This window comes from Pseudomonas hydrolytica, assembly GCF_021495345.1.
In the GTDB taxonomy this organism is placed as follows: domain Bacteria; phylum Pseudomonadota; class Gammaproteobacteria; order Pseudomonadales; family Pseudomonadaceae; genus Aquipseudomonas; species Aquipseudomonas hydrolytica.
In genome coordinates, this window is sequence record NZ_CP099397.1 from 4,841,867 (window position 1) to 4,866,662 (window position 24,796).

Annotated in this window: 24 protein-coding genes; 8 read left to right on the forward strand and 16 right to left on the reverse strand. The window is 66.5% G+C overall.

Annotated features, from left to right (window positions below; all coding sequences use genetic code 11):
- Positions 1-25: 25 nt before the first annotated feature.
- The gene (locus tag L1F06_RS22785; RefSeq protein WP_004373905.1) at positions 26-673 is read right to left on the reverse strand and encodes a YitT family protein; all 648 of its coding nucleotides are present in this window, start codon (positions 671-673) and stop codon (positions 26-28) included.
- 105 nt (positions 674-778) lie between these two features.
- Positions 779-1,309, reverse strand: coding sequence for a dihydrofolate reductase (locus L1F06_RS22790; RefSeq protein WP_129482484.1), 531 nt, complete (start codon positions 1,307-1,309; stop codon positions 779-781).
- 144 nt (positions 1,310-1,453) lie between these two features.
- Between L1F06_RS22790 and L1F06_RS22795 the strand changes: the two genes are divergently transcribed.
- From L1F06_RS22795 to L1F06_RS22805, 3 genes are all read left to right on the forward strand, one after another.
- Positions 1,454-2,605 carry a glycerophosphodiester phosphodiesterase gene (locus L1F06_RS22795; protein WP_012020010.1) on the forward strand — a complete coding sequence of 384 codons (1,152 nt, stop codon included), beginning with the start codon at positions 1,454-1,456 and terminating at the stop codon, positions 2,603-2,605.
- A 60-nt stretch (positions 2,606-2,665) separates the two neighbouring features.
- Entirely contained in the window at positions 2,666-4,057 is a 1,392-nt protein-coding gene (locus L1F06_RS22800; RefSeq protein ID WP_129482483.1) for a DUF2868 domain-containing protein, read from the forward strand.
- A 96-nt stretch (positions 4,058-4,153) separates the two neighbouring features.
- On the forward strand, positions 4,154-5,521 hold the full coding sequence (locus tag L1F06_RS22805; protein WP_129482482.1) for a GTPase/DUF3482 domain-containing protein: 1,368 nt from the start codon (positions 4,154-4,156) through the stop codon (positions 5,519-5,521).
- 103 nt (positions 5,522-5,624) lie between these two features.
- On the opposite strand, the gene L1F06_RS22810 is transcribed toward L1F06_RS22805, so the two are convergent.
- The 3 genes from L1F06_RS22810 to L1F06_RS22820 are packed head-to-tail and all read right to left on the reverse strand — an operon-like array spanning position 5,625 to position 8,012.
- Positions 5,625-6,419 carry a thymidylate synthase gene (locus L1F06_RS22810; RefSeq protein WP_129482481.1) on the reverse strand — a complete coding sequence of 265 codons (795 nt, stop codon included), beginning with the start codon at positions 6,417-6,419 and terminating at the stop codon, positions 5,625-5,627.
- Positions 6,419-7,219, reverse strand: coding sequence for a prolipoprotein diacylglyceryl transferase (gene lgt / locus L1F06_RS22815; RefSeq protein WP_129482480.1), 801 nt, complete (start codon positions 7,217-7,219; stop codon positions 6,419-6,421). The genes L1F06_RS22810 and lgt overlap by 1 nt, the downstream gene beginning before the upstream one ends.
- Positions 7,220-7,229: 10 nt before the next feature.
- Complete coding sequence (locus tag L1F06_RS22820; RefSeq protein ID WP_004373916.1) at positions 7,230-8,012, reverse strand: sulfite exporter TauE/SafE family protein; 783 nt, start codon at positions 8,010-8,012, stop codon at positions 7,230-7,232.
- Positions 8,013-8,212: 200 nt separating this feature from the next.
- On the opposite strand from L1F06_RS22820, the gene L1F06_RS22825 reads away from it, so the two are divergent.
- Positions 8,213-8,959, forward strand: coding sequence for an NRDE family protein (locus tag L1F06_RS22825; protein WP_129482479.1), 747 nt, complete (start codon positions 8,213-8,215; stop codon positions 8,957-8,959).
- Positions 8,960-9,096: 137 nt separating this feature from the next.
- Here the strand turns inward: L1F06_RS22825 and ptsP are convergent, their stop codons facing one another.
- Together ptsP and L1F06_RS22835 are read right to left on the reverse strand one after the other, a co-directional pair.
- Positions 9,097-11,376 carry a phosphoenolpyruvate--protein phosphotransferase gene (ptsP, locus tag L1F06_RS22830; RefSeq protein WP_004373918.1) on the reverse strand — a complete coding sequence of 760 codons (2,280 nt, stop codon included), beginning with the start codon at positions 11,374-11,376 and terminating at the stop codon, positions 9,097-9,099.
- Between the two features lie 18 nt (positions 11,377-11,394).
- Positions 11,395-11,874 (reverse strand): RNA pyrophosphohydrolase, encoded by a 480-nt coding sequence (locus L1F06_RS22835; protein WP_004373919.1) that lies wholly within the window; start codon positions 11,872-11,874, stop codon positions 11,395-11,397.
- Positions 11,875-12,018: 144 nt separating this feature from the next.
- Between L1F06_RS22835 and L1F06_RS22840 the strand changes: the two genes are divergently transcribed.
- Positions 12,019-12,672: a histidinol-phosphatase gene (locus tag L1F06_RS22840; protein ID WP_012020013.1), complete on the forward strand. Its 654-nt coding sequence runs from the start codon at positions 12,019-12,021 to the stop codon at positions 12,670-12,672.
- A gap of 205 nt (positions 12,673-12,877) precedes the next feature.
- Here the strand turns inward: L1F06_RS22840 and L1F06_RS22845 are convergent, their stop codons facing one another.
- Positions 12,878-13,318: a DUF2269 family protein gene (locus L1F06_RS22845; protein ID WP_129482478.1), complete on the reverse strand. Its 441-nt coding sequence runs from the start codon at positions 13,316-13,318 to the stop codon at positions 12,878-12,880.
- Positions 13,319-13,410: 92 nt separating this feature from the next.
- Positions 13,411-14,925: a threonine ammonia-lyase, biosynthetic gene (ilvA, locus tag L1F06_RS22850; protein ID WP_129482477.1), complete on the reverse strand. Its 1,515-nt coding sequence runs from the start codon at positions 14,923-14,925 to the stop codon at positions 13,411-13,413.
- 155 nt (positions 14,926-15,080) lie between these two features.
- Between ilvA and L1F06_RS24965 the strand changes: the two genes are divergently transcribed.
- The gene (locus L1F06_RS24965; RefSeq protein WP_129482476.1) at positions 15,081-16,193 is read left to right on the forward strand and encodes a calcium-binding protein; all 1,113 of its coding nucleotides are present in this window, start codon (positions 15,081-15,083) and stop codon (positions 16,191-16,193) included.
- A 63-nt stretch (positions 16,194-16,256) separates the two neighbouring features.
- The gene (rpiA, locus tag L1F06_RS22865) at positions 16,257-16,928 is read left to right on the forward strand and encodes a ribose-5-phosphate isomerase RpiA (protein WP_004373929.1); all 672 of its coding nucleotides are present in this window, start codon (positions 16,257-16,259) and stop codon (positions 16,926-16,928) included.
- Positions 16,929-17,081: 153 nt separating this feature from the next.
- Here the strand turns inward: rpiA and L1F06_RS22870 are convergent, their stop codons facing one another.
- Complete coding sequence (locus L1F06_RS22870) at positions 17,082-17,417, reverse strand: DUF3703 domain-containing protein (RefSeq protein WP_129482475.1); 336 nt, start codon at positions 17,415-17,417, stop codon at positions 17,082-17,084.
- An 11-nt stretch (positions 17,418-17,428) separates the two neighbouring features.
- Positions 17,429-19,633, reverse strand: a complete 2,205-nt coding sequence (locus L1F06_RS22875) for a heavy metal translocating P-type ATPase (protein WP_129482474.1) — start codon at positions 19,631-19,633, stop codon at positions 17,429-17,431.
- A gap of 79 nt (positions 19,634-19,712) precedes the next feature.
- On the opposite strand from L1F06_RS22875, the gene cadR reads away from it, so the two are divergent.
- Positions 19,713-20,165, forward strand: coding sequence for a Cd(II)/Pb(II)-responsive transcriptional regulator (gene cadR / locus L1F06_RS22880; protein WP_012020019.1), 453 nt, complete (start codon positions 19,713-19,715; stop codon positions 20,163-20,165).
- A gap of 9 nt (positions 20,166-20,174) precedes the next feature.
- Here the strand turns inward: cadR and L1F06_RS22885 are convergent, their stop codons facing one another.
- From L1F06_RS22885 to L1F06_RS22905, 5 genes are all read right to left on the reverse strand, one after another.
- On the reverse strand, positions 20,175-21,086 hold the full coding sequence (locus L1F06_RS22885; RefSeq protein WP_129482473.1) for an SdiA-regulated domain-containing protein: 912 nt from the start codon (positions 21,084-21,086) through the stop codon (positions 20,175-20,177).
- Positions 21,087-21,157: 71 nt separating this feature from the next.
- Positions 21,158-21,505, reverse strand: a complete 348-nt coding sequence (locus L1F06_RS22890; RefSeq protein WP_004373938.1) for a NirD/YgiW/YdeI family stress tolerance protein — start codon at positions 21,503-21,505, stop codon at positions 21,158-21,160.
- Between the two features lie 95 nt (positions 21,506-21,600).
- Positions 21,601-22,518 carry an SdiA-regulated domain-containing protein gene (locus L1F06_RS22895; RefSeq protein ID WP_129482472.1) on the reverse strand — a complete coding sequence of 306 codons (918 nt, stop codon included), beginning with the start codon at positions 22,516-22,518 and terminating at the stop codon, positions 21,601-21,603.
- Positions 22,519-22,600: 82 nt separating this feature from the next.
- Positions 22,601-23,266 (reverse strand): fumarylacetoacetate hydrolase family protein, encoded by a 666-nt coding sequence (locus L1F06_RS22900; RefSeq protein WP_004373940.1) that lies wholly within the window; start codon positions 23,264-23,266, stop codon positions 22,601-22,603.
- A 112-nt stretch (positions 23,267-23,378) separates the two neighbouring features.
- Positions 23,379-24,770 (reverse strand): FAD-binding oxidoreductase, encoded by a 1,392-nt coding sequence (locus L1F06_RS22905; protein WP_129482471.1) that lies wholly within the window; start codon positions 24,768-24,770, stop codon positions 23,379-23,381.
- Positions 24,771-24,796: the final 26 nt, after the last annotated feature.

A 24,796-nucleotide genomic window follows, 5' to 3' on the forward strand; every position in this document is an offset into this window, starting at 1 on the left:
AGGCTGCCCCACGTCGTCGCAGGGATCAACTGACGCCGACGTAACGATCGGCCCGGTGATTGATCGCCAGCACCAGATTGAGCATCACCGCCCCCAGCACCGAGAGCAGCACCTTGTCTGGCGACACCACGAAGATGGCCGCCAGCACGATACTCGCGTCGATGGCCATCTGCACCGCACCCGCACGAAAGCCGAAGCGTTCCTGCATGTACAGGGCGAGAATGTTCACCCCGCCCAGGCTGGCGCGATGGCGGAACAACATGAGCAACCCCAGGCCCATCGCAGCGCCACCGAACAATGCGGCATAAAGCGCGCTGAGGTGAGCGAAGGCGACCCAGTGCGGCGTCGCCTCGGCCAGCAGCGAAACCAGCAGCACCGCGCAACCGGTACGCAGGGTGAAGCCCCAGCCCATGCGCCAGATACCGAGCAGGTAGAACGGCAGGTTGACCAGGCAGAACACCAGCCCGAACGACCAGCCGGCCTGATAGTTGGCCAGAAAGGCGATGCCGACGGTGCCGCCGGTGAGCAGGCCGGCATGCGTATAAAAGGCGATGCCCAAGGCCACCAGGGCGGTGCCGAACAGCAAGGCCAGCGCATCCTCCCACAGCGGGTGGCGCACGAAGAGTGCAGCGACGGCGCTCGGGCGCTCGTCGACGGGTGATTGATCAGTCATCGAAAATTCCTGCAGCAACATTCAAATTACGGCAGAGGCAAGGCAATGGCTGTCTTGCGCGCTGGTGGGATCAGGCGGCAGAGACAGCCGGAACGGTCGTTATGCTTATGCGCCGCGCCGTTCCCACACTTCGAAGGCGTAGAAGGGCGTCTCGGCGGAGGCCGGATGCTCGACGCTGGAGGTCATGCGCCAGGCCGACTCGTCGATTTGCGGAAAGAACGCATCACCCTCAGGCTCGAGGCCGACCCGGGTCAGATACAGGCGATCGGCCTGTTCCAGGCCCAGCTCATAGAGCTGCGCGCCGCCGATCAGCATCAGTTCCTCGGCATCCTCTTCACGCGCCCAAACATCGGCGCGCTCGATGGCCGCTTCCAGGGTGGCGAATACCTCGGCGCCCTCCAGGGTCAGGCCCGGCTGGCGGCTGACCACCAGATTGAGCCGGCCCGGCAGCGGGCGACCGAGCGAATCCCAGGTCTTGCGCCCCATGATGATCGGCTTGCCCAGCGTCAGGGCCTTGAAGTGCTTGAGATCCGCCGGCAGATGCCAGGGCAGTTGGTTGTCGCGGCCGATCACGCGGTTGTCGGCGAGGGCGGCGATCAGGCAGAGGGGCAGTGTCGTTTTCATGGCCGCGAGCATAGCAGAGCGCCCCGCGCACCCGCAGCCCACCTTTGGCTTTGCCGAATGGCGCACAGAACCGTCTAGGCTTGGACCTCTGTAGCAGAATCGTCACCCTTGCCGGTGCAGGCTTGGGTTTCCATCCCCGTGCAAGGAGGTACCACCATGTTGACCAAACCGCTTCGCAGCTGGCTGCTCTGCGCCGGCCTGTTGCTACCGACCCTCGGCCTCGCCGCGCCAGCCAAGCCCGACAGCGTGCAGGCCGCCATCGACTGGGCGCAGCAACAGCCCCTGGCGCACAAGGGCAAGCCCCATGGCGACGCCAAACCGCTGGTCATCGCCCACCGCGGCGCCAGCGGTTACGTCCCCGAACACACCCTGGCGGCCTACGCCCTGGCCATCCTGCAGGGCGCGGATTACGTCGAGCCGGACCTGGTGATGACCCGCGACGGCCAGCTGGTGGCCCGTCATGACAACGAGCTGGGGCTGACCACCGACGTGGCACAGCGTCCGGAGTTCGCCAACCGCAAGCGCACCCAGACGGTGGACGGCGTCAGCCTGGAGGGCTGGTTCAGCGAGGACTTCAGCCTGGCCGAACTCAAGACCCTGCGCGCCATCGAACGCATCCCGCAGGTGCGCCCGGCCAATACCCGTTTCGACGGCCAGTTCGAGATCCCAACCCTGCAGGAGATCATCGACCTGGTGAAGAGCCTGCAACTCAGCCAGCAGCGGGTCATCGGCCTGTACCCGGAAACCAAGCACCCGACCCACTTCCAGCAGATCGGCCTGGCCATGGAGCAGCCACTGGTCAAGGTGCTTAAGCGCAACGGTTACAACAGCGCCAAGGCGCCGGTGTACATCCAGTCCTTCGAGGTGGAGAACCTCAAGACCCTCAGCCGTCTGACCCAGGTGCGCCTGGTGCAACTGCTGTGGACCGAGGGCCAGCCCTATGACCAGCAGGTGCTCGGCACCGGTCTGAGCTACGCGCAGATGATCACGCCCAAGGGCCTGAAGGCCATCGCCCGCTACGCCAGCGGCATCGGCCCGGAGAAAGGCATGGTCATCCCGCGCGACGCCGCCGGCAATCTGACCACGCCCACCAGCCTGGTGCGTGACGCCCATGCGGCCAAGCTCAAGGTCCACCCCTACACCTTCCGCGCCGAGAACGCCTTCCTGCCCACCAGCCTGCGCAACGGCAGCGAACCGGCCGAGCGCGGCGATATCGAGGCAGAGCTGCGCGCCTTCCTCGCCACCGGCATCGACGGTCTGTTCATCGACCAGCCGGACATCGCCGTGCGCCTGCGCCAGCAGCGCTGAGTCGCGCCGTGACGGATCAGGGGTTATCCTCAACCCCTGATCCGCACGACGAGACGCCGCGTGACTGACGCCTCCTCCCCTACGCCCCTGCAACGCCTCTGGCTCAGCGAGACCATTCGCCTGCGCGAGGAACACGCCGGCCCGCTCGAAGACGCCGAGGCCAATCGCCTGGCCCGCGCCGAGGACGGCGACCTGGCCGAGCGCATCCAGCATCGCGCCCTGTTTCTGGCCCGCCGTGATGGTCAGTGGCAGGCGCTGCTGCACTGGCTGCAGGGCGCGCGCCTGGCCGGCCTGCTGCTCGCCCTGCTGGCCCTGCTCAGCGGCGCCGGCCTGGCCCTGGCGGCACTGGGCGACGGGCGTCAGCCGGTCAATGTGTTCTGGGCCCTGGGCAGCCTGCTCGGGCTAAACCTGCTGATGTTGCTTGGCTGGCTGCTCGGCCTGCTGCTGACACGCGACCACCCCGGCGCACTCGGTCGTCTGTGGCTATGGCTCAGCGAGAAGCTGGCGCGCGATGCCAGCGCCGCGCAATTGGCCCCGGCCCTGCTGCTGATGCTGCAACGCCAGCGCCTGACTCGCTGGGGCCTGGGCCTGCTGGTCAACGGCCTGTGGACCCTGGCCATGCTCGCCGCGCTGACCACCCTGTTGCTGCTGCTCGCCACCCGCCGCTACGGCTTCGTCTGGGAGACCACCATCCTCGCCGGCGACACCTTCATCGCCCTGACCCAGAGCATCGGCGCCCTGCCCGCGCTGCTCGGTTTCAGCCTGCCGGATATCGAGGTCATTCGCGCCAGCGGCGATGCCGCCATCGCCAGCGAAGCCGCCCGGCAGAGCTGGGCCGGCTGGCTGGTCGGCGTGGTGCTGGTCTACGGCCTGCTGCCACGCCTGCTGCTGGCGCTGCTGTGCCTGTGGCGCTGGCAGTCAGGCACGCGCAGGCTGCGCCTGGATCTCGACCTGCCGGGCTACAGCCTGCTGCGACAGCGCCTGCAACCGGACAGCGAACGCCTCGGCGTCTGCGACCTGGCGCCAGCCGCTCTGCACCAGCCGCAAGGCGGCGCCAATGCCCAACCTGGCAGTGGCGCCCTCCTGCTCGGCCTGGAGCTGGACGAGCGCCGTCCCTGGCCACCGCTGCCGCTACCGAAGGGCGTGGCCGATGCCGGGGTGATCGACAGCCGCGAGCAGCGCCGCCAGTTGCTCGAACAGCTGACCCGCTTCCCGCCCCAGCGCCTGGCCATCGCCTGCGACCCACGCCGCTCGCCGGATCGCGGCACGCTGGCGCTGCTCGGCGAACTGGCACGCTCGTCTTCTGCCACACGCATCTGGCTGCTGCCGCCTGCCCCCGGCGAATGCCTGGACAGCGCCCGCCTGGCGGACTGGCACCAGGCCCTCGGCACGCTGGGACTGCCCCATGGCGACACCGCGCCGCTGAACTGGCTGGAGAGCGGACATGACTGATCACCACCTTCTCTCCCCCACCCCCTCTCGCGCGGGCGGGAGAGGGGAGCGCGTAGCCCGGATGCAATCCGGGGAAACCGTGCCAGGGTCTACACCATGAACCAGCCGCTGAAACTCGCCCTGGTCGGCCATACCAACGTCGGCAAAACCTCGCTGCTGCGCACCCTGACCCGCGATGTGGAATTCGGCGAAGTCTCGCCGCGCGCCAGCACCACGCGCCATGTCGAGGGTGCGCGGCTGTCGGTGGACGGCCAGGCGCTGCTGGAGCTGTACGACACCCCCGGCCTGGAAGACGCCATCGCCCTGCTCGACTACCTGGAGCGCCTCGACCGTCCCGGCGAGCGGCTGGACGGCCCGGCGCGTCTGGCCCGTTTCCTCGAAGGCAGCGAGGCGCGCCAGCGCTATGAGCAGGAAGCCAAGGTGCTGCGCCAGTTGCTGGCCTCCGACGCCGGCCTGTACGTGATCGACGTGCGCGAGCCAGTGCTGGCCAAGTACCGCGACGAACTGGCGGTACTGACCATGTGCGGCCGCCCGCTGCTGCCGGTGCTCAACTTCGTCGCCAGCGCCAGCCACCGCGAAGGCGAGTGGCGCGAAGCCCTGGCGCGTCTCGGCCTGCACGCCCTGGTGGCGTTCGACAGCGTGGCACCGCCGGAGGATGGCGAACGGCGTCTCTACGAAAGCCTCGCCCTGCTGCTGGAGCGCTCGCGCCCGCAGTTGCAGCGCCTGATCGAGGATCACGAGGCGCAGCGCCGCACGCGGCGCCAGGCCGGTCAGCGCCTGATCGCCGAGCTGCTGATCGACTGCGCCGCCTGCCGCCGCAGCGTCGCCGCTCAGCCGTTGCTGGAGCAGGCCGCCGTGAACGAGCTGCGTGCAGCCATTCGCCAGCGTGAACAGCGCTGCGTCGAAGCCCTGCTGCGCCTGTACGCCTTCCGCAGCAGCGATGCCAAGGCGGCCGACCTGCCGCTGCTCGATGGCCGCTGGGGCGACGATCTGTTCAACCCGGAAACCCTCAAGCAACTGGGCATCAAGGTCGGCGGCGGCATGGCCGCAGGTGCTGCCACCGGCGTAGGCGTCGACCTGCTGGTCGGCGGCATCACCCTCGGCGCGGCTGCCGCATTGGGCGCGGTGATCGGTGGCAGCGCGCAGACCCTGCGCAATTACGGGGAAAGACTGAAAGGAAAACTGAAGGGCCAGCGCGAGCTGACCGTCGACGACGCCGTGCTGCGCCTGCTTGCCCTGCGTCAGCAGCAACTGCTGGCGGCACTGGATAAACGCGGCCACGCCGCCATGGACGCCATCGCCCTCGGCGCCCCGCAGGAAACCCTATGGCGCCAGGGCAAGCTGCCCGCCCCACTGAACGTGGCACGCGCCCATCCCGAATGGTCGTCGCTCAACCCCGGCGCACGCCTGGAAGAGGCTGACCGCCATGAACAGGTGCAGCGCCTGGCGTCAGAGTTGCCCTGACCCGGACGAGTCCGAGCCATCAGGTGCGCGCGGCGCACCCTACGAGCGCGGCCCCTTGGCCTGGGTGAACGGAAATGAGGGGCGAGCCGCCCCCGAGCAGGCCCTACACCGCCACCGGCGCCTTGATATGTGGGTGCGCCTCGTAGCCGACCAGTTCGAAGTCCTCGAACCTGAAGGCCAGCAGGTCCTTTACCTCGGGGTTGAGCTTCATGGTCGGCAGCGGCAGCGGCTGGCGGGTCAGCTGCAGGTCGGCCTGCTCGATATGGTTGGCGTACAGGTGGCAGTCGCCGCCGGTCCAGATGAACTCGCCCGGCTGCAGATCGCACACCTGCGCCACCATCAGCGTCAGCAGCGCGTAGCTGGCGATATTGAAGGGCACGCCGAGGAAGATGTCCGCCGAGCGCTGATACAGCTGGCAGCTCAGCTTGCCGTCGGCCACATAGAACTGGAACAGCGCGTGGCACGGCGGCAGGGCCATCTGCTCGACCAGCGCCGGGTTCCAGGCCGAGACGATCAGACGGCGCGAATCCGGGTTCTTCCTGATCATCTCGATCAGTTTGGCGATCTGGTCGATGGACTCGCCATTGGGCGCCGGCCAACTGCGCCACTGGTAGCCGTAGACCGGGCCGAGGTCGCCGTTCTCGTCGGCCCACTCGTCCCAGATGCTGACGCCGTTGTCCTTGAGGTACTTGATGTTGGTGTCGCCCTGCAGGAACCACAGCAGCTCGTGGATGATCGAGCGCAGGTGACACTTCTTGGTGGTGACGATGGGGAAGCCATCGGCCAGGTCGAAGCGCATCTGGTAGCCGAACACGCTGTAGGTGCCGGTACCGGTGCGGTCTTCCTTGAAGGTGCCGTGCTTGCGCACATGGCGCATCAGGTCGAGGTACTGTTTCATCAGGCGGCTCCTTGTACGGGCTGGCGCTTGTAGGCGTAGGCGATCAGGCCGATGCCGCCGAGGATCATCGGCAGGCAGAGGATCTGCCCCATGGTCAGCCAGCCCCAGGCCAGGTAGCCCAGCTGGGCATCCGGCACGCGAACGAACTCGACGATGAAGCGGAACACGCCGTAGCAGGCGGCGAACATGCCGGACACGGCCATGGTCGGCCGCGGTTTGCGCGAATAGAACCAGAGGATGGTGAACAGCACCACGCCCTCCAGGGCGAACTGGTACAGCTGCGACGGATGGCGCGCCAGTTGCTCAGGGTCGGTGGGGAAGACCATCGCCCAGGGCACATCGGTGGCCTTGCCCCACAGCTCGGCGTTGATGAAGTTGCCGATGCGTCCGGCGCCCAGGCCGATGGGTACCAGCGGGGCGATAAAGTCCATCAGCTCGAAGAAGCTCTTGCCATTGCGCTTGCCGAACCACCAGGTCGCCAGCATCACCCCGATCAGCCCGCCGTGGAACGACATGCCGCCTTCCCAGACCCGCAGGATCTTCGCCGGTTCGGCGATATAGGCGGCAAAGTCATAGAAGAACACGTAACCCAGGCGCCCGCCGAGAATCACGCCCATGGCCACCCAGAACACCAGATCGGACAGCTTTTCCTTGCTCCAGCTGGCATCGAAGCGCGCCAGGCGGCGCGACGCCAGCCACCAGGCACCTCCAATACCCACCAGGTACATCAGGCCGTACCAATGGATTTTCAGCGGGCCGAGGGCAATGGCCACCGGGTCGATCTGCGGATAAGGCAGCATCAGAAACTCCTTAGATCAGAAAACTCAGGCCCACGCTCAGCAGCAGCAGGGCGAACAGACGCTTGAGCAGACGCGGCGACAGGCGATGGGCCAGACGCGCGCCGAAACGGGCAAAGAACATGCTGGTCAGCGCAATCCCCAGCAATGCCGGGAGATAGATGAACCCGACGCTCCACTGCGGCAGATTCGGATTCCCCCAGCCGGTGAACATGAAACTCAGCGCGCCGGCGATGGCGATCGGCAGACCACAGGCTGCCGACGTCGCCACCGCCTGCTGCATCGGTACGCTGCGCCAGACCAGAAAGGGCACGGTCAACGAACCGCCGCCGATGCCGAAGATCGCCGAAGCCCAGCCGATTACCCCGCCAGCCACCGCCAGCGCGGGCTTGCCTGGGACATCGCGACTGGCCCTGGGTTTCAGGTCCAGCGCCAGCTGCACGGCGATGACGATGGCGAAGGTGCCGATGATCTTCTGCAGCAGCGGCCCCTGAATCAGCGCCGCGGTCAGTGCCCCCAGCGCCGCACCGAGCAGAATCCCCAGGCTCAGCCAGCGAAACAGCGGCCAGCGCACCGCGCCCTTGCGATGATGCTCGAGCAGCGAATTGATCGAGGTAAAGACGATGGTCGCCAGCGAGGTACCTACCGCCAGGTGGGTGAGGATCTCGCTCGGCATGCCCTGCGAGGTGAAGCTCAGCACCAGTACCGGCACGATGATCAACCCGCCACCCACGCCGAACAGGCCAGCCAGCACACCGGCGGCCGCACCCAGCACCAGGTAGAGCAGCAGTTCCATCGACACCCCCAAAAACAAAGCGGCATGGTAACGGAATTGCCTGGGCAACGGCAGGCTCCGGGCGTCGGGGACAGGTGATCGCGCCCCCTGCGGCTTGCGAAGCGATGGCGATACTGAGAATGAATGTGCATCTGATAGCTAGAACGCCAGGTTACCGCTCGTGCTAGCCTGCTAGGCGACACTCACACCAGGATCGCCCCATGTGCCTGATCGTTCTTGCCTGGCGCCCCGGTCATCCGCAGCCGCTGCTGCTGGCCGCCAATCGTGACGAGTTCTATAGCCGCCCAACCTGGCCCCTGCGCGAATGGGAAGATGCCCCCGGTCTGTTCGCCGGACGCGACCTGCAGGCAGGCGGCACCTGGTTGGGGGTAACCGCGGACGGGCGCTTCGCCGCGCTGACCAATATCCGCGACCCCAGCCAGCCGCCCGGGCGGCGCTCGCGCGGCGAGCTGCCGATCGACTTCCTGCGCAGCGCGCTGGAGCCCCAGGCCTACCTGCAGCGAGTGGCGGACAAAGCCGCGGATTACGCCGGCTTCAACCTGCTGCTCGGTGATAGGCGACAGCTCTGGTACTACAACAGCCAGGAAGACCAGCCGCACGCCCTGGCGGAAGGTCTCTACGGCCTGTCCAACGCCAGACTCGACAGCCCCTGGCCCAAGCTGCAGCGGGCCAAGGCCGCGCTGGAGAATTGCCTGGACGCACCGGACAGCGAGCGCCTGCTGGCATTGTTGGCCGATACCGAGCGGCCACCCGAGCATCTGCTGCCGGACACCGGCGTCGGCCCGGCGGTCGAGCGCCTGCTGTCGACGGTATTTATCGCCAGCGCCAACTACGGCACCCGCGCCAGCACGGCGCTGATCCTCAACGCCGACGCCAGCTGGGAGCTGGTCGAACACAGCTTCGGCCCGCAGGGCGTGCCGCTGGGCGAGGTCGCCATCCGCAGGTAAGCGGGGCGTAGGGTGGATAACGCTTCCATCCACCATTGGTGGACGAGGCGGCCGCGCGAGCCAATGTCAGCAGAGAGGCGGTTGGTGCGCACGGCGCACCCTACGTCAGGGTCATCGCCGCGGCCCGCAGCCGCGGTTCAGGCCTGGATATTCGACGCTGGGTTGATCACCCGACCCAGGCCCAGATTGCGCAGCGCCAGGTGCAGGGTGCTGTAGATCAGGTGCGGATTGTCCATGGTCATCACCTGACCGAGCAACTCCTTGGCCTTGCTCTGGGTGACCTGACGCAGCAGCCATTTCACCTTGGGCAGGTTGGTGGCGTTCATCGACAGCGAATCGAAGCCCATGGCCAGCAGCAGCACGGCCGCGGCCGGATCGCCGGCCATCTCGCCGCAGATGCTCACCGGCTTGCCTTCGAGATGCGCGTCGTTGACCACCTTCTGCAGCGCCTGCAGCACCGCCGGGTGGAGGAAGTCGTAGAGGTCGGCGACCCGCGGGTTGTTGCGGTCGACCGCCAGCAGGTACTGGGTGAGGTCGTTGGAGCCGACCGAGAGGAAGTCCACCTGGCGCGCCAGCTCCCGGGTCTGGTACACCGCCGCCGGGATCTCGATCATCACGCCGATAGGCGGCAGCGGCACGTCGGTGCCTTCGTCACGCACCTCGCCCCAGGCGCGGTGAATCAGGTGCAGCGCCTCTTCCAGCTCCTGGGTGCCGGAAATCATCGGCAGCAGGATACGCAGGTTGTTCAGTCCCTCGCTGGCCTTGAGCATGGCGCGGGTCTGCACCAGGAAGATTTCCGGGTGGTCGAGGGTGACGCGAATGCCGCGCCAGCCGAGGAAGGGGTTCTCTTCCTTGATCGGGAAATAGGACAGCGCCTTGTCACCGCCGATATCCAGGGTGCGCATGGTCACCGGCAGCGGGTGAAAGGCCTGCAGCTGTTCGCGGTAAGTGGCGAGCTGCTCCTTCTCGCTGGGGAAGCGCTCGTTGATCATGAACGGCACTTCGGTGCGGTACAGGCCGACGCCCTCGGCACCGCGCTGCTGGGCACGGGCCACGTCGGCGAGCAGGCCGGTATTGACCCACAGCGGCATGCGGTGGCCGTCGAGCGTCTCGCAGGGCAACGCGCGCAGGGCATCGAGCCCTTCGGTGAGCTGACGCTCCTCCTCGACCACGTCGGCGTACTGCTTGCTCAGCAGCTCGCTGGGGTTGGTGAAGACTTCGCCGTGGTAGCCGTCGACGATCAGCTTGATGCCGTCGATCTTCGAATACGGCAGATCGACCACGCCCATGACCGTGGGGATGCCCATGGCGCGGGCGAAGATCGCCACGTGGGAGTTGCCCGAGCCGGTGACCGAGATCAGACCGGCCAGCTTGCCTTCGGGGACTTCGCCGAGCATCGCCGGCGACAGTTCCTCGCTGACCAGGATGGTGTTGTCCGGGTAGACCAGCGAGGTCTTGCGTTCTTCCTGCAGGTAGGCGAGCAGGCGTCGGCCGAGGTCGCGCACGTCGCTGGCGCGCTCGCGCAGGTAGGCATCGTCCATCAGCTCGAAGCGTTTGACGTGGTCGAGCACCACCTGACGCAGGGCGCCCTGCGCCCACTGGCCGCTCTTGATGACCTTGCGCACCTCGTTACCCAGGGCGGCATCGTCGAGCATCATCAGGTACACGTCGAACAGCGCGCGCTCTTCCTTGCGCAACTGCGTGGCGAGTTTCTCGGACAGCTCCTGCATGTCCTCGCGCACCCAGCCCAGGGCCTTGTCGAACAGCTCCAGCTCGGCGGCGATATCGTCGACGCTGCGGTCCGGCACCACGTTCAGATCAGCCGGGGGCAGCACCACCACCGCAGTACCCACCGCCGCCCCAGGCGCGCCCGGCACGCCGACGAACTTGGCCTCCTGCACACCCTTGCCCTGGCGACCGAGGCCCCGAATCGAACCAGTCGCCTCGGCATGGGCGATAACGCCGGCGAGCTGCGCGCTCATGGTGACCAGGAAGGCTTCCTCGCCCTCGTCGAACTGGCGGCGCTCCTTCTGCTGCACCACCAGTACGCCCATCACGCGGCGATGGTGGATGATCGGTGCGCCGAGGAAGGAGGCGTAGCGCTCCTCGCCGGTCTCGGCGAAGTAGCGATAGCGCGGGTGATCGGCGGCGTTTTCCAGGTTCAGCGGTTCCTCGCGGGTACCGACCAGGCCGACCAGGCCTTCGCTGGGGGCCATGCTGACCTTGCCGATGGAGCGCTTGTTGAGGCCTTCGGTGGCCATCAGCACGAAACGGTTGGTTTCCGCGTCGAGCAGGTAGACCGAGCACACCTGGCTGCCCATGGCCTCCTTGACCCGCTGCACGATGATCGACAGCGCCGCCTTGAGATCCTTGGCGGCGTTAACTTCCTGGACGATCTTGCGCAGCGTGTTGAGCATGCTCGATTGCGGTCCGTATCAGTCGCGCACTATCAGGCGCGGGGCGAGTTCCTTGAGTGCGCGGCGGTACACCTCGCGCTTGAATGTGACCACCTGGCCCAGCGGGTACCAGTAGCTGACCCAGCGCCAGCCATCGAACTCGGGCTTGCCGGTCAGGTCCATGCGCACCCGGTCCTCGGCACCGGTCAGGCGCAGCAGAAACCACTTCTGCTTCTGCCCGATGCACAGCGGCTGGCTGTGGGTGCGCACCAGGCGCTGCGGCAGACGATAACGCAACCAGCCGCGGGTGCAGGCGAGGATCTTCACATCCTGCTCTTCCAGCCCCACTTCTTCGTTCAGTTCGCGGTACAGCGCCTCTTCCGGCGACTCACGATCGTTGATGCCGCCCTGGGGAAACTGCCAGGCATCCTGGTTGATGCGCCGGGCCCAGAGCACCTGCCCGACATCATTGGTCAGGATGATGCCGACATTCGGGCGGAAACCATCAGAATCGATCACGGCAGGCAACCTCGTACACGCAAGTTCCGGCATTGTTCCACAAAGCCGAGTCCAGCAGCAACGCGGGTTTGGAGGCAGTGGGAAAGCCCGGCCAAAGCCGCTATTCTGGCGCGCCCCGAACATTTGCAGAACAGGTACAGAACCGTGCGCTTGGCCCTTTTCGATCTCGACAACACCCTGCTGGCTGGCGACAGCGATCACAGCTGGGGCGAATTCGTCTGCCAGCGCGGCCTGGTCGACGCGGCCGAGTACCTGGCGCGCAACGACGCCTTTTATGCCGACTACTGTGCCGGCAAGCTGGACGTGGTGGCCTACCAGAACTTCAGCCAGGCCATTCTGGGTCGCAGTGAAATGGCGCAACTGGCGCAGTGGCACCGCGAGTTCATGGCCGAGGTGATCGAGCCGATCATCCTGGCCAAGGGCGAGGCGCTGCTGGCCGAACACCGTGAGGCCGGTGACAAGCTGGTGATCATCACCGCCACCAACCGTTTCGTCACCGCTCCGATTGCCGAACGCCTGGGCGTGGAGACGCTGATCGCCACCGAGTGCGGCATGCAGGACGGTCGCTATACCGGGCAGATCACCGGCACGCCGTGCTACCAGGGCGGCAAGGTGACGCGCCTGAACGAATGGCTGGCCGAGACGGGGTACAACCTGGACGGCGCCTACTTCTATAGCGACTCGCGCAATGACCTGCCGCTGCTCGAGGCCGTGGCCAACCCGGTAGCGGTCGACCCGGATGAGGTACTGCGCGCCACCGCCCTCGAACGCGGCTGGCCGGTGATTTCGCTGCGCTGAGCGCACGCCGCACAAACGCCGCAGGGTGCGCCGCGCGCACCACTCAGGTTCCGGCCTTAGTAGCCGGGCGCACGGCCTGGGCGGCCCCGGGACACTCTACAGGGCTGGGCAGTCGAGATTCATCGAACCACACGCCCTCTCCCGCCCTTCGGGCACCCTCTCCCATAAATGGGAGAGGGTCATCAGAAGCCGCTCTGCGGCTGCTTCATACCGGCTTGGCTCCCATCAACGCCATGATGGCGATCAAGAGCAGCAGAATCAGCCCCGCATAGATCAGGCACAGACGCTTGAGCGACGTCGGTGCCGGCGCATCGCCCAGCGCGCGCCAGGCCGCCAGGCGGGCGGCCAGAAGCAAACCGAGCAGCATCATCAGCGCATAGAGAATGCTGCCCAGCAGCAGCCAGGTCTGCCCCAGCGGCCAGCCGGCGGTATCCACCAGCCAGTAGCCGGTCACCGGCAGGCTCAGCGCCAGCACGGCGAACGCCGGGAAGCTGAACAGCAGGGTCACGCGCAGCTTGCGCGCCAGCACCGCCGCATCAGCCTTGCGCTGCGCCTTGAACAGCATGACGCCGTGGGCGATCAGGCCGAGCAGCAGCAGAACGCCCGGGGCGCCGTGGAGAATGCGAACCAGCAGGTAGTGTTCCATCAGGGGCTTCCTTGGTTATCAGGCGATTACGTAGGGTGGATAAACCGCCAGCGCTCTGGCGGGTCATCCACCCTACCGGTCGAAAGCGGTGCTCAGCCGAGAAACAGGCGATAAGCCGGGTTGTCGCTCTCGTCCCAGTAGGGGTAACCGATGGCGTCCAGCGCCGCGGGTACCAGGTGGCGCTCGTCGGCGGGCACCTGCAGGCCGGCGACCACACGGCCGTCGGCGGCGCCGTGGTTGCGGTAGTGGAACATGGAGATGTTCCAGCGCCCGCCGAGCTTCTGCAGGAAGTTGAACAGCGCGCCGGGGCGCTCGGGAAACTCGAAGCGCAGCACCATCTCGTCGCTGACCTGCGCCGCATGGCCGCCGACCATATGGCGGATATGCAGCTTGGCCAGCTCGTTGTCGGTCAGGTCCAGCACCGGGAAGCCCTGCGCGCGCAGGCCCTCGACCAGCGCCTGGCGTGGGTCGTTCTCCGGATGGGTCTGCACGCCGACGAAGATGTGCGCCTCGCGGTCGGTGTGGTAGCGGTAGTTGAACTCGGTGATCTGGCGTTTGCCCACCGCTTCGCAGAAGGCCTTGAAGCTGCCCGGCTGCTCGGGGATGGTCACGGCGATGATTGCCTCGCGCTTCTCGCCCAGCTCGGCGCGCTCGGCAACGTGGCGCAGACGGTCGAAGTTGACGTTGGCGCCCGAATCGATGCCCACCAGCACTTCGCCATTGCCGCCCTGGCGCTCGACGTACTTCTTGATCCCGGCCACCGCCAGCGCGCCGGCCGGCTCGGTGATCGAGCGGGTGTCGTCGTAGATGTCCTTGATCGCCGCGCAGATTTCATCAGTGCTGACGGTGATCACCTCGTCGACATGCTGCTTGCAGATATCGAAGGTGTGCTGGCCGATCTGCGCCACCGCCACGCCGTCGGCGAACAGCCCGACGCTCGGCAGCACCACGCGTTCACCCGCAGCCATGGCGGCCTGCAGGCAGTTGGAGTCGTCCGGCTCAACGCCGATCACCTTGATTTCCGGGCGCAGGTATTTGACGTAGGCGGCGATGCCGGCGATCAGGCCGCCACCGCCGACCGGCACGAAGATGGCGTCGATATGACCCTGGTGCTGGCGCAGCACCTCCATGGCCACGGTGCCCTGCCCGGCGATCACCAGCGGATCGTCGTAGGGGTGAATGTAGGTGTAGCCCTTCTCCTCCACCAGTTTCAGCGAATGCGCCAGCGCCTCGGGGAAGGCATCGCCGTGCAGCACCACCTTGCCGCCACGCGAACGCACGCCCTGCACCTTCAGCTCCGGCGTGGTGCGCGGCATGACGATGGTCGCCTTCACCCCCAGGTGCTTGGCCGCCAGAGCCAGACCCTGGGCGTGGTTGCCGGCCGAGGCGGTGACCACGCCGCGCGCCAGTTCTTCGGCCGAGAGCTGCGCCAGCTTGTTGTAGGCGCCGCGAATCTTGAACGAGTACACCGGCTGCAGATCCTCGCGCTTGAGCAGAATCTGGCTGCCCAGCCGCTCACTGAGCTGGCGGGCGGGTTGCAGCGGGGTTTCCACCGCGACGTCGTAGACGCGCGAGGTGAGGATCTTCTTCACGTACTGTTCGAGCATGGCGATTTCGCAGGCGTTAGGGCTTGGAGGGGAGCTGCCGAGTCTACCCCATGCGCGACCACCCGGGCACCCGACCAGCGGAGCGGAATCTCCGGCCGCTTCGCCAGTCTGCTTTCATGACCCGAGCAGTGCACCGTCAACCAGAGGATTTCCCCATGCCCATTGGTATTTCCCGCCTGCTCGTGCAAGGCACCCCAGCCGACGACCTGCTGGTCGCCCACCCCGAACCGAGCCGCCTGGTCGGTGGCAATGGCAACGACGTGCTGATCGACGGCCCCGGCAGCGACTCGCTGCTCGGCGGCAGTGGCGTGAACCGCCTGTATGGCGGGCTCGGCGACGACTACTACACCTACGACATCAACGCAGACGGTCGGGACGTGATCCTCGACTTCGACCCCACGCCCGGCAACATCGACACCCTGATCATCAACGAGAGCCTCGAAGAGTTCGGCCCGTTCGAGCGCTATCAGGACGACCTGCTGATCGGTCTGTACAGCACGCCGGCAGTGGTGACCATACGCAACTTCTTCCTCGACCCCGCGTTTCGCATCGAACGCTTTCGCTTCGGCGCCGTGCAGGTCACCGACAAGGATATTCTGCGCAGCTTCCACATCGACCCGCTGGCCCCGCCCGGCCGCACCGCGGACGATCCGCCCAGCTACACCGGCGAGCGCATCCGCCTGACCGGCAAGGAATGGGCCGACAGGCTGGTGGCGGGTGACCAGCCGACCTACATGCTCGGCCGCGGCGGCAACGACATGATGATCGGCAGCCGGCACAGCGACGTGCTCAACGGCGGCACGGTCAAGCCGATGTTCTTCGGCGACAATCAGTGGAACCAGCTCTACGGCGGGCCCGGCAACGACTACTACCAGGTCGACTACAGCTGGGATTTCAGCAACCACCGCATCTACGACTACGACACTACCCCCGGCAACATCGACACCCTGCAGATCCGCGGCCCGGTGACCGCCGACCAGGTGCGCCTGTATGGCGTGCAGGGCGGCTCGCTGTCCATCGAGCTGGACACCGAGCAACGCATCGTCATCGTCAACTACCTGCTGGACAAGGCCTTCGTGGTCGAAAGGATTCGCTTCGACGATGGCTCCGAACTGAACGAGGCCACCATTCGCCAGCGTCTCGGCCTGCCCGCCCCGACGCAGGCCAGCCTGCTCACGCCCGCGCCAGCCTGGGCCGGCGAGCCGCCGGCAGCGGCGCTGGATGGCGCCGGCCTGCTGCTGGCCGCAGCCGCGCTATGGGGCGGATGACAGGCGCTGCGGGAAGCGGGGGTGGATGGCTATAATTGCGCTTTTCCCGTCCGGCAGAACTCCATGACCCAGGATCAGCTCAAGCAGGCGGTGGCCCAGGCCGCCGTCGACCACATTCTCCCGCGCCTCGACAGCAAGAGCATCGTCGGCGTCGGCACTGGCTCCACCGCCAACTTCTTCATCGACGCGCTGGCCAGGCACAAGATGGACTTCGACGGCGCCGTGGCCAGCTCCGAAGCCACCGCCGCACGCCTCAAGGGCCACGGCATCCCGGTCTACGACCTCAACAGCGTCAGCGAGCTGGAGTTCTATGTCGATGGCGCCGATGAGAGCGACGAGCGCCTGCACCTGATCAAGGGCGGCGGCGCCGCGCTGACCCGCGAGAAGATCGTCGCCGCCGTGGCCAAGACCTTCATCTGCATCGCCGACGCCAGCAAGCTGGTGCCGGTGCTCGGCGCCTTCCCGCTGCCGGTGGAAGTGATCCCCATGGCCCGCAGCCACGTGGCGCGCGAGCTGGTGAAGCTGGGCGGCGACCCGGTGTACCGCGAGGGCGTGCTGACCGACAACGGCAACGTCATCCTCGACGTGCACAACCTGTCGATCACCGACCCGGTGAAACTGGAGGCGGACATCAACGCCATCGTCGGCGTGGTCACCAACGGCCTGTTCGCCGCCCGCCCGGCCGACCTGCTGCTGCTCGGCACCGCCGAAGGCGTGAAAACGCTCAAGCGCTGAAACGCCAACGCTCGCGTCAATCGTAGCCCGGATGCAATCCGGGGATAGCCGCACCGCCATTCCCGGATTGCCTCCGGGCTACGTAGTTGAACCGCTTCGTAGGGTGCGCTGTGCGCACCAGAGATAGCGCAAGCTGTGCGGCCCCGCGACACCCTACTCCAGCAGGCGGCGCAGCTCCTCGCTGATCGGCATCGGCCGCAAGGCGCTGACCCGCGCCCGCCCGGTATTGCCGCTGGGCACCCAGACGCGTGAGAACAGCAGCGCCGCGACCATGCGCGGCATCTGCCCCAGCACCTCGCGCCTATCACCCAACTGCCAGCCCGCGCGCAGCATCAGCCAATGCGAACGGGCATGCAGCAGAGGCCGCCGCTGGCTGAGGATATGCGCCCGCTCCAGCCAGACCAGCGCGTCGCTGGCGCGCCGAGCCTGCAACTCGAGCAGCGCCTGGGCAAATGCCTGGTCGATGGCTTCCTGCAGTTCCATTCGCATGATCGGCTCCTTCACTTGCGCAGCAGGCGCAGGCCGTTGAACACCACCAGCAGGCTGACGCCCATGTCGGCGAACACGGCCATCCACATGGTCGCCTCGCCGGCCAGGGTCAGGGCCAGGAAGATCGCCTTGATGCCCAGCGCCAGCACGATGTTCTGCACGAGAATGGCGTGGGTCTGGCGGGACAGGCGGACGAAGGCGGGAATCTTGCGCAGGTCGTCATCCATCAGTGCGACATCCGCCGTCTCGATGGCCGTGTCGGTGCCGGCAGCGCCCATGGCGAAGCCGATCTGCGCCTTGGCCAGCGCCGGTGCGTCGTTGATGCCATCGCCGACCATGCCGACCACCCGCCCCTGTGCCTGACGCGTCTCGACCCAGGCCAGCTTGTCCGCCGGCAGCAGGTCGCCGCGCGCCTCGTCGATGCCGACCTGTTCGGCGATGGCCGCCACGGTGTGGGCGTTGTCGCCGCTGAGCATGCAGGTGCGCACGCCCAGCGCGTGCAACTGCTGCACCGCCTCGCGGCTGCTCTGGCGTAGCGTGTCGGCCACGGCGAAGAGCATCAGCGCACGCTGCTCGTCGCACAGCAGCACCACGCTCTTGCCCTGCCGCTCCAACGCCTCCAGGCGCTGCTCCAGTGCCGGCGAGCACAGCCCGAGGTCCTCGACCAGGCGGTGATTGCCCAGGTGCAGCAGGCGCCCGTCGATACGGCCGCGGGTGCCACGCCCCGGCAACGCCTCGAACGCCTCCACGTTGGCCAGCGCCTGGCCCTCCAGGGCACGGGCCAGCGCCTGGGAAACCGGGTGATCGGAACGCGCCGCCAGGCTGGCAGCCCACAGCGCGAGCTGCTGCTCATCGCCGTTGCCCAGGCTCAGGCAGTCGGTCTGCACCGGTTTGCCATGGGTCAGGGTGCCGGTCTTGTCCAGCGCCAGCAGCGCCAGGTGTCGACCGCTTTCCAGGTACACACCGCCCTTGATCAGGATGCCCTTGCGCGCCGCCGCGGCCAGGCCGCTGACGATGGTCACCGGCGTGGAAATCACCAGCGCGCAGGGGCAGGCCACCACCAGCAACACCAGCGCGCGGTAGATCCAGTCGAGCCAGGCGCCGCCCGCCAGCAGCGGCGGCAGCACGGCGACCGCCAGGGCGAAGGCGAACACCGTGGGGGTATAGATGCGTGAGAAGCGGTCGACGAAGCGCTGGGTCGGTGCGCGCGAGCCCTGCGCCTCTTCCACCGCATGGATGATGCGCGCCAGCGTGGTGTCGCGCGCCGCCGCCGTCACCCGGTACTCCAGCGACCCCGCCTGGTTGATGGTGCCGGCGAACAGCGTATCGCCGACGCCCTTGTCCAGCGGCAGGCTCTCGCCGGTGATCGGCGCCTGGTTGACCGTCGAGGCACCGGCGATCACCTCGCCATCCAGGCCGATGCGCTCGCCCGGCCGCACCCGCAGCACATCGCCGACCGCCACCGCCTGCACGTCCACCTCCTGCCAGCTGCCATCGGCCTGGCGCCGCGTGGCGCGCGGCGGCGCCAGGTCCATCAGGCTGGCAATGGCGTTGCGCGCCCGCTGCAGCGAACGCGCCTCGATCAGCTCGGCCAGGGTGAACAGCACCATCACCATCGCCGCTTCCGGCCACTGGCCGATCAGCACCGCGCCGGTCACGGCGATGCTCATCAGCGCATTGATGTTGAGGTTGCGATTCTTCAGAGCGACCCAGCCTTTTCTGTAGGTGCTCGGCCCGCAGATGGCGATGGCCATCACGGCCAGCAGCGCCACCAGCCAGTCGGGACCGAGCGCCATGAAATGCACCAGCTCCGAGGCCGTGGCCAGCACGCCGGCCAGCGCCAGCGGCCACCAGGGCTTGTGCGCAGGCGGCGCGGCGGGCGCTGGCGCCCCAGCCTGCCCTTGCACCTGCGGGGTGAACCCCAGCGCACGGATCGCCGGCAGCACGCGCGTCAGCGCGCCTTCGTCATGGCCGACGGTAAGCACGCGCTGCAGCAGATTGAAATGCAGGGCGGCGACACCCGGCACCTTGCCCAGGGCATCGCGGAGTAGGCGCTCCTCGGTCGGACAGTCCATCTGTTCGATGCGGATGCGCGTGGTGAACGTACCGCCCAGCGCTTCGTCAGACTGCAGCTGGGGAGCAGCGTGGTGCTCATGCCCGACAGGCTGCCCGCCCCCGGCAACGGGTTCGTGCGAATGGTCGCAGCAACGGCTCATGGGAATCCTCCTTCAGATCACTGTTGCCGAGTACACACCCTGTAGTCACTATAGGGTCAAGCACTGGGGAGGACATCGCATGAAAATCGGTGAACTGGCGAAAAAGGCCGGCTGCCAGGTGGAGACCGTCCGTTACTACGAGCGCGAGGGCCTGCTACCGGCGCCCGCGCGCAGCGAGGGCAACTATCGCCTGTACGGCCCGGAGCATCTGGAACGGCTGGTGTTCATCCGCAACTGCCGCACCCTGGACATGACCCTGGAGGAGATTCAGCGCCTGCTGGCCCTGCGCGATCTGCCCAGGGAAAGCTGCGCCGACATCAACAGCCTGGTGGACGAGCACATCGAGCATGTGCAGGCGCGGATCAACAGCCTGCAGGCGCTGCGCGACCAGCTGCTGGAACTGCGCGACCGCTGCAACGGCACGCAGGAGGCGCAGGCCTGCGCGATTCTGCGCCAGCTCAATGCCAGCGGCGGCGTGCAGCCGTTACCGGACGATGGCCATACCCATGTCGGCAAGAGCCACTCGCACTAGCAGGCGCGTCTACTGCGCCTTGCGAAACACATAGAACAGGTTCGGCTCGCTGATCAGGTAGAGGGTGCCTTCATCGTCCGTCGCCACGCCCTCGGCCTGCGGTACGCCGCGCTTGAGGCCATGCTGGCCGCGCAGCAGCGACAGGGTGCTGATCGGCTTGCCCTCGGCGTTCAGCTCGATCACCAGCCGCGACTCGTCGGACAGCGCCAGCAGATGGCCGGTGGCGGCATCGAAGTCCAGGCTCGACAGATCGCGCACGAACAGCCGCGCATCGCGCTTGGGGTCGGTGTTGACCTGCAGCGCAAGCGGACGGCTGTCATCGATATGGGGGAAACCCAGCACCTCGAAGATACGCACCGGGTCGCGCTCCTTGGCCACCAGCAGGCGCTGGTTGGCGGCGTCGTAGGCCAGTCCCTCGAAGCCCTTGTTGCCGTTGCGCCCGATACCCAGGGAGAGCTGCTGGAAGTCGGCCGCGTCGAGCACGCGGGTGGCGTCGTCGATGCGCACCTTGACCAGGCGCTGCTCGCGCTCATCGGCAATCACATAGGTGCCAGGCGCCACGTATTCGATGGCCTCGGGGTCGCCGAAACCCTGCAGGTCGATGGTGCGCTTGAGATCGCCCTCCAGGCTCAGCTCGATGACCTTGGCCGGCTTGTTGGTGACGCTGAACAGGGTGCGCCGGTCCGGATCGAAGGTCAGCGCCGAGACATCGCTGATGCCGCTGATCGGCTTGGCTTCGATCGCCACCCGATAGTCGCCCAGCCACAGCGAATGCTCGCGCCACTGCTCGCCATGCTGCCACTCCTGCACGGAAAACCAGACCCGCTCGAACAGCCGGTATTGCTGGCCGAGAACGGCACCGACCAGCAGCACGAAGCACAACAGATACAGCCAGGGGTTGATGGTAAGCAGGCGACGCATGGCAAAGATTCTCTAACTGACACGGAAAAGCCCGCCACGCTCGAGGCGCGGCGGGCATACGGACACTTCGATCAGTTGATCAGTTCGACCCGATCGACGTCGATCTCGCGACTGTTGAAGTCCTTGTCGACCTCACCGGTCAGGCGCACCTTGGCGTTCTCGGAAACGCTCTGGCCCGGCCAGTCTTCGTCGTCGATCTCGACCTGGATGGTGCCGGTGCCATCCTTGAATTCATACAGTTCATCCTGCAGGCGCTTGACGATCTGCCCTTCCAGCACAACATGAGTATCGTCGGCGGCCTCCAGTGCGGCGGCCACGGTGGTGACCTGCGGCGTGGCACCCGGGCCGGTATAGCCGGTGGCGAAGGCAGCGGTGCTGAGCAGTGGCAGAACCATCAGAGCGAAAGCGGTACGTTTCATGGCGTTGACCTCGTTGTTCGTAAATGACGGGGTCAGATTAGGGCGGCAAGCTGAAGCCAGACTGAATCGCCGCTTAAGCCAAGCTTAATTGCCCATCAACCGGCGTCTGCCGGCTCCTTGCTGAATACGTAGAACAGGTTGGGCTCGGCCACGATATAGATGTTGCCTTCCTCGTCCATGGTGACGCCCTCGGCCTGCTTGATGCTCTTGGCGAGGCCGTTGCGGCCGGCGCTGAGGCTGAGAAAGCTGACCGGCTGGCCGGCACGGTCGATCTCCAGCAGCATGCGCGACTCGTCGGACAGCACCAGCGCGTGACCGGTACGCGCATCGATGCTCAGCGAAGAGATATCGCGCATGCCCAGGTCGCCGTAACTGAACGGCTGCATCACCCCGGCAGCGCCGTCCTCGCCGGGGAACGGCAGGCTGAACAGCCCCATCGGGCCTCGTTCCTTGCCCAGCATCAGGCTGCGGCTGCGTGCATCCCAGGCGATGGCTTCGAAGCCCTTGTTGCCGGCATCGGCAAAGCCAAGGTCGAAGCCGGGAAAATCCGCGGCATCCAGGCTCAGGTCATGATCGCGCAGGGTGATGGTGGTGAGTTGCCGGCGGCGCTCGTCGATGATGGCCAGGCGTCCGTCGCCGAGCACCTCGACGCCTTCGGGGTCGGCGAAACCGATCAGCTCGATGCGCCGCAGTATCTCTCCCTGACGCGACAGCTCCACCAGCAGCGGGTTCTTGCCGGTGACGGCGAACAGGGTGCCGGTGACGGGGTTGTAGGTCAGGCCGGAGGTTTCATCCTTCTCCAGACCCGGCAGAGCCCTGGCCTGAATCACCGCACGGTAGCCGGGCAGCCAAACGCTGGCCAGGCGATTGACCAGAGGGGTATTGCCCTCCTGCCACCAGAGCAGGGCGCGGTCGTCCAGATGCTGGGTCTGCACCACGACGCCCAGCGCCAGCACGGCGATGCCGGACAACCAGTAGCGGGGGCGTAACAGGCGGAAACGGGGAAGGGACATCGGCGACGACTCGGCTGCTTGATGGCAATCCGACATCCGTTGTCGAAAAGAGTTCCGCCGCCCGTCGGGCGGCGGTCAGGGGTTATAGCACTCGGCTGGTGAAACTACTGTGACCGACCAACTCCAGCACCAGCTCGTCGCCGCGGTTCAGCGCGCCGACGCCCACCGGCGTGCCAGTGAGGATCACGTCGCCCGGCTGCAGGGCGAAGTGCCCGGCCATGTGCTGGATCATCGCGACGATGGGGTTGAGCATGTCGCGGCTGTTGCCGTCCTGGCGGGTTTCGCCATTGATGCTCAGGCGGATGCCGATATCGGCCAGGTCCTCGATGGCATCGCCGGGCACGAAGCGCGCCAGCACGCAGGCGCCGTCGAAGCTCTTGGCGATTTCCCAGGGGTAGCCCTTTTCCTTGAGCTTGGCCTGCACGTCGCGCAGGGTCAGGTCCAGGGCCGGGGCGAAGCCACTGATGGCGTCACGCACTTCCTCGGCATCCGGCCTCGATGACAGCGGCTTGCCGATCAGCACGGCGATTTCCGCCTCGTAATGCACCGAGCCGCGATCCTCGGGGATGCTGAAACCGCCGTCCAGCGGCACCACACAGGAGCCCGGCTTGATGAACAGCAAGGGTTCGCTGGGCACCGGGTTGTTCAGCTCGGCGGCATGCTCGGCATAGTTGCGGCCGATGCAAACGACCTTGCCAAGGGGAAAGTGGACGGTGGTTCCGTCGACGTACTGGTGCTGATAGCTCATCACCGACTCCTGTGTTGTTCGTATTATGGTCATCCCGGCTTGTGGCCGGTCAGGTACCTTAACCGACGCGAGGTCGGATACGAAAACGCCCGCTGTCAGCGGGCGTCTACGGTTATGCGAAGATCTTGCCGGGGTTCATGATGCCGTTGGGGTCGAACACCGCCTTGACCGCCTTCATGCAGGCGATCTCCGCCTCGCTGCGGCTGTAGTGCAGGTAGTCGCGCTTGGTCATGCCCACGCCGTGCTCGGCGCTGATCGAGCCGTTGTACTTCTGCACGGTCTCGAACACCCATTTGTTGACCACCGCGCACTTGGCGAAGAACTCGTCCTTGCTCAGGTTCTCGGGCTTCAAGATGTTCAGGTGCAGGTTGCCGTCGCCGATATGGCCGAACCACACCACCTCGAAGTCCGGGTAGTTGGCCTCGACGATGGCGTCGATGTCCTTGAGGAAGGCCGGCACCTGGCTGACAGTGACCGAGATGTCGTTCTTGTACGGCGTCCAGTGGCTGATGGTCTCGGAGATGTACTCGCGCAGCTTCCACAGATTCTGCAGCTGCTGCTCGCTCTGGCTCATCACGCCGTCGACCACCCAACCCTGCTCGACGCAGTGCTCGAAGGTTTCCAGCGCCTGGTTGGCCACCTCCTCGGTGGTCGCTTCGAATTCCAGCAGGGCGTAGAACGGGCACTCGCTCTCGAAGGGGGCCGGCACGTCGCCACGGCCGAGCACCTTGGCCAGGGCCTTGTCGGAGAAGAACTCGAAGGCGGTCAGGTCGAGCTTGCCCTGGAAGGCATGCAGCACCGGCATGATCGAGTCGAAATCGGGCGTGCCGAGGACCATCGCGGTGAGGTTCTTCGGCGCGCGATCCAGACGCATGGTGGCTTCCACGACAAACCCGAGCGTACCTTCGGCGCCGATAAACAGCTGACGCAGGTCGTAGCCGGTGGCGTTCTTGATCAGGTCGCGGTTCAGCTCCAGCAGCTCGCCGGTGCCGGTGACCACCTTCAGGCCGGCCACCCAGTTGCGGGTCATGCCGTAGCGAATCACTTTGATCCCGCCGGCATTGGTGCCGATATTGCCGCCAATCTGGCTGGAACCCGAAGAGGCGAAGTCCACCGGGTAGTACAGGCCCTTGTCCTCGGCGAACAGATGCAGCTGCTTGGTCACCACGCCCGGCTGGCACACCGCGGTGCGGTCGTACTCGTTGAACGAGAGAATCTGGTTCATGTAGTCGAACGCCACCACCACCTCACCGTTGGCCGCCACTGCGGCAGCCGACAAGCCGGTGCGGCCGCCGGACGGCACCAGGGCGATGCGATGCGTGTTGGCCCAGCGCACGATGGCCTGCACCTGCTCGATGCTCTTGGGGAAGACGATGGCCGAAGGCGCCGGGGCGAAATGCTTGGTCCAGTCCTTGCCGTAGGCCTCCAGTGAATCGGCATCGGTCAGCACCTTGCCGGGTTCAACCAGGGTCTTCAGCTCTTCGATCTGGGCAGGGGTGGTCATCTACAGAACTCTCAAAGGATTCATGG

What these genes read in the sequence shown, in the direction of transcription:
- L1F06_RS22885 (WP_129482473.1), bottom strand. Translation starts at nt 21,086, where the DNA reads ATGCGTCGCCTGCTTACCATCAACCCCTGGCTGTATCTGTTGTGCTTC.
- L1F06_RS22825 (WP_129482479.1), top strand. Translation starts at nt 8,213, where the DNA reads ATGTGCCTGATCGTTCTTGCCTGGCGCCCCGGTCATCCGCAGCCGCTG.
- lgt (WP_129482480.1), bottom strand. Translation starts at nt 7,219, where the DNA reads ATGCTGCCTTATCCGCAGATCGACCCGGTGGCCATTGCCCTCGGCCCG.
- ptsP (WP_004373918.1), bottom strand. Translation starts at nt 11,376, where the DNA reads ATGCTCAACACGCTGCGCAAGATCGTCCAGGAAGTTAACGCCGCCAAG.
- L1F06_RS22820 (WP_004373916.1), bottom strand. Translation starts at nt 8,012, where the DNA reads ATGGAACTGCTGCTCTACCTGGTGCTGGGTGCGGCCGCCGGTGTGCTG.
- L1F06_RS22870 (WP_129482475.1), bottom strand. Translation starts at nt 17,417, where the DNA reads ATGCGAATGGAACTGCAGGAAGCCATCGACCAGGCATTTGCCCAGGCG.
- L1F06_RS24965 (WP_129482476.1), top strand. Translation starts at nt 15,081, where the DNA reads ATGCCCATTGGTATTTCCCGCCTGCTCGTGCAAGGCACCCCAGCCGAC.
- L1F06_RS22905 (WP_129482471.1), bottom strand. Translation starts at nt 24,770, where the DNA reads ATGACCACCCCTGCCCAGATCGAAGAGCTGAAGACCCTGGTTGAACCC.
- L1F06_RS22900 (WP_004373940.1), bottom strand. Translation starts at nt 23,266, where the DNA reads ATGAGCTATCAGCACCAGTACGTCGACGGAACCACCGTCCACTTTCCC.
- L1F06_RS22890 (WP_004373938.1), bottom strand. Translation starts at nt 21,505, where the DNA reads ATGAAACGTACCGCTTTCGCTCTGATGGTTCTGCCACTGCTCAGCACC.
- L1F06_RS22895 (WP_129482472.1), bottom strand. Translation starts at nt 22,518, where the DNA reads ATGTCCCTTCCCCGTTTCCGCCTGTTACGCCCCCGCTACTGGTTGTCC.
- rpiA (WP_004373929.1), top strand. Translation starts at nt 16,257, where the DNA reads ATGACCCAGGATCAGCTCAAGCAGGCGGTGGCCCAGGCCGCCGTCGAC.
- L1F06_RS22785 (WP_004373905.1), bottom strand. Translation starts at nt 673, where the DNA reads ATGACTGATCAATCACCCGTCGACGAGCGCCCGAGCGCCGTCGCTGCA.
- L1F06_RS22875 (WP_129482474.1), bottom strand. Translation starts at nt 19,633, where the DNA reads ATGAGCCGTTGCTGCGACCATTCGCACGAACCCGTTGCCGGGGGCGGG.
- ilvA (WP_129482477.1), bottom strand. Translation starts at nt 14,925, where the DNA reads ATGCTCGAACAGTACGTGAAGAAGATCCTCACCTCGCGCGTCTACGAC.
- L1F06_RS22795 (WP_012020010.1), top strand. Translation starts at nt 1,454, where the DNA reads ATGTTGACCAAACCGCTTCGCAGCTGGCTGCTCTGCGCCGGCCTGTTG.
- L1F06_RS22845 (WP_129482478.1), bottom strand. Translation starts at nt 13,318, where the DNA reads ATGGAACACTACCTGCTGGTTCGCATTCTCCACGGCGCCCCGGGCGTT.
- L1F06_RS22810 (WP_129482481.1), bottom strand. Translation starts at nt 6,419, where the DNA reads ATGAAACAGTACCTCGACCTGATGCGCCATGTGCGCAAGCACGGCACC.
- cadR (WP_012020019.1), top strand. Translation starts at nt 19,713, where the DNA reads ATGAAAATCGGTGAACTGGCGAAAAAGGCCGGCTGCCAGGTGGAGACC.
- L1F06_RS22805 (WP_129482482.1), top strand. Translation starts at nt 4,154, where the DNA reads ATGAACCAGCCGCTGAAACTCGCCCTGGTCGGCCATACCAACGTCGGC.
- L1F06_RS22790 (WP_129482484.1), bottom strand. Translation starts at nt 1,309, where the DNA reads ATGCTCGCGGCCATGAAAACGACACTGCCCCTCTGCCTGATCGCCGCC.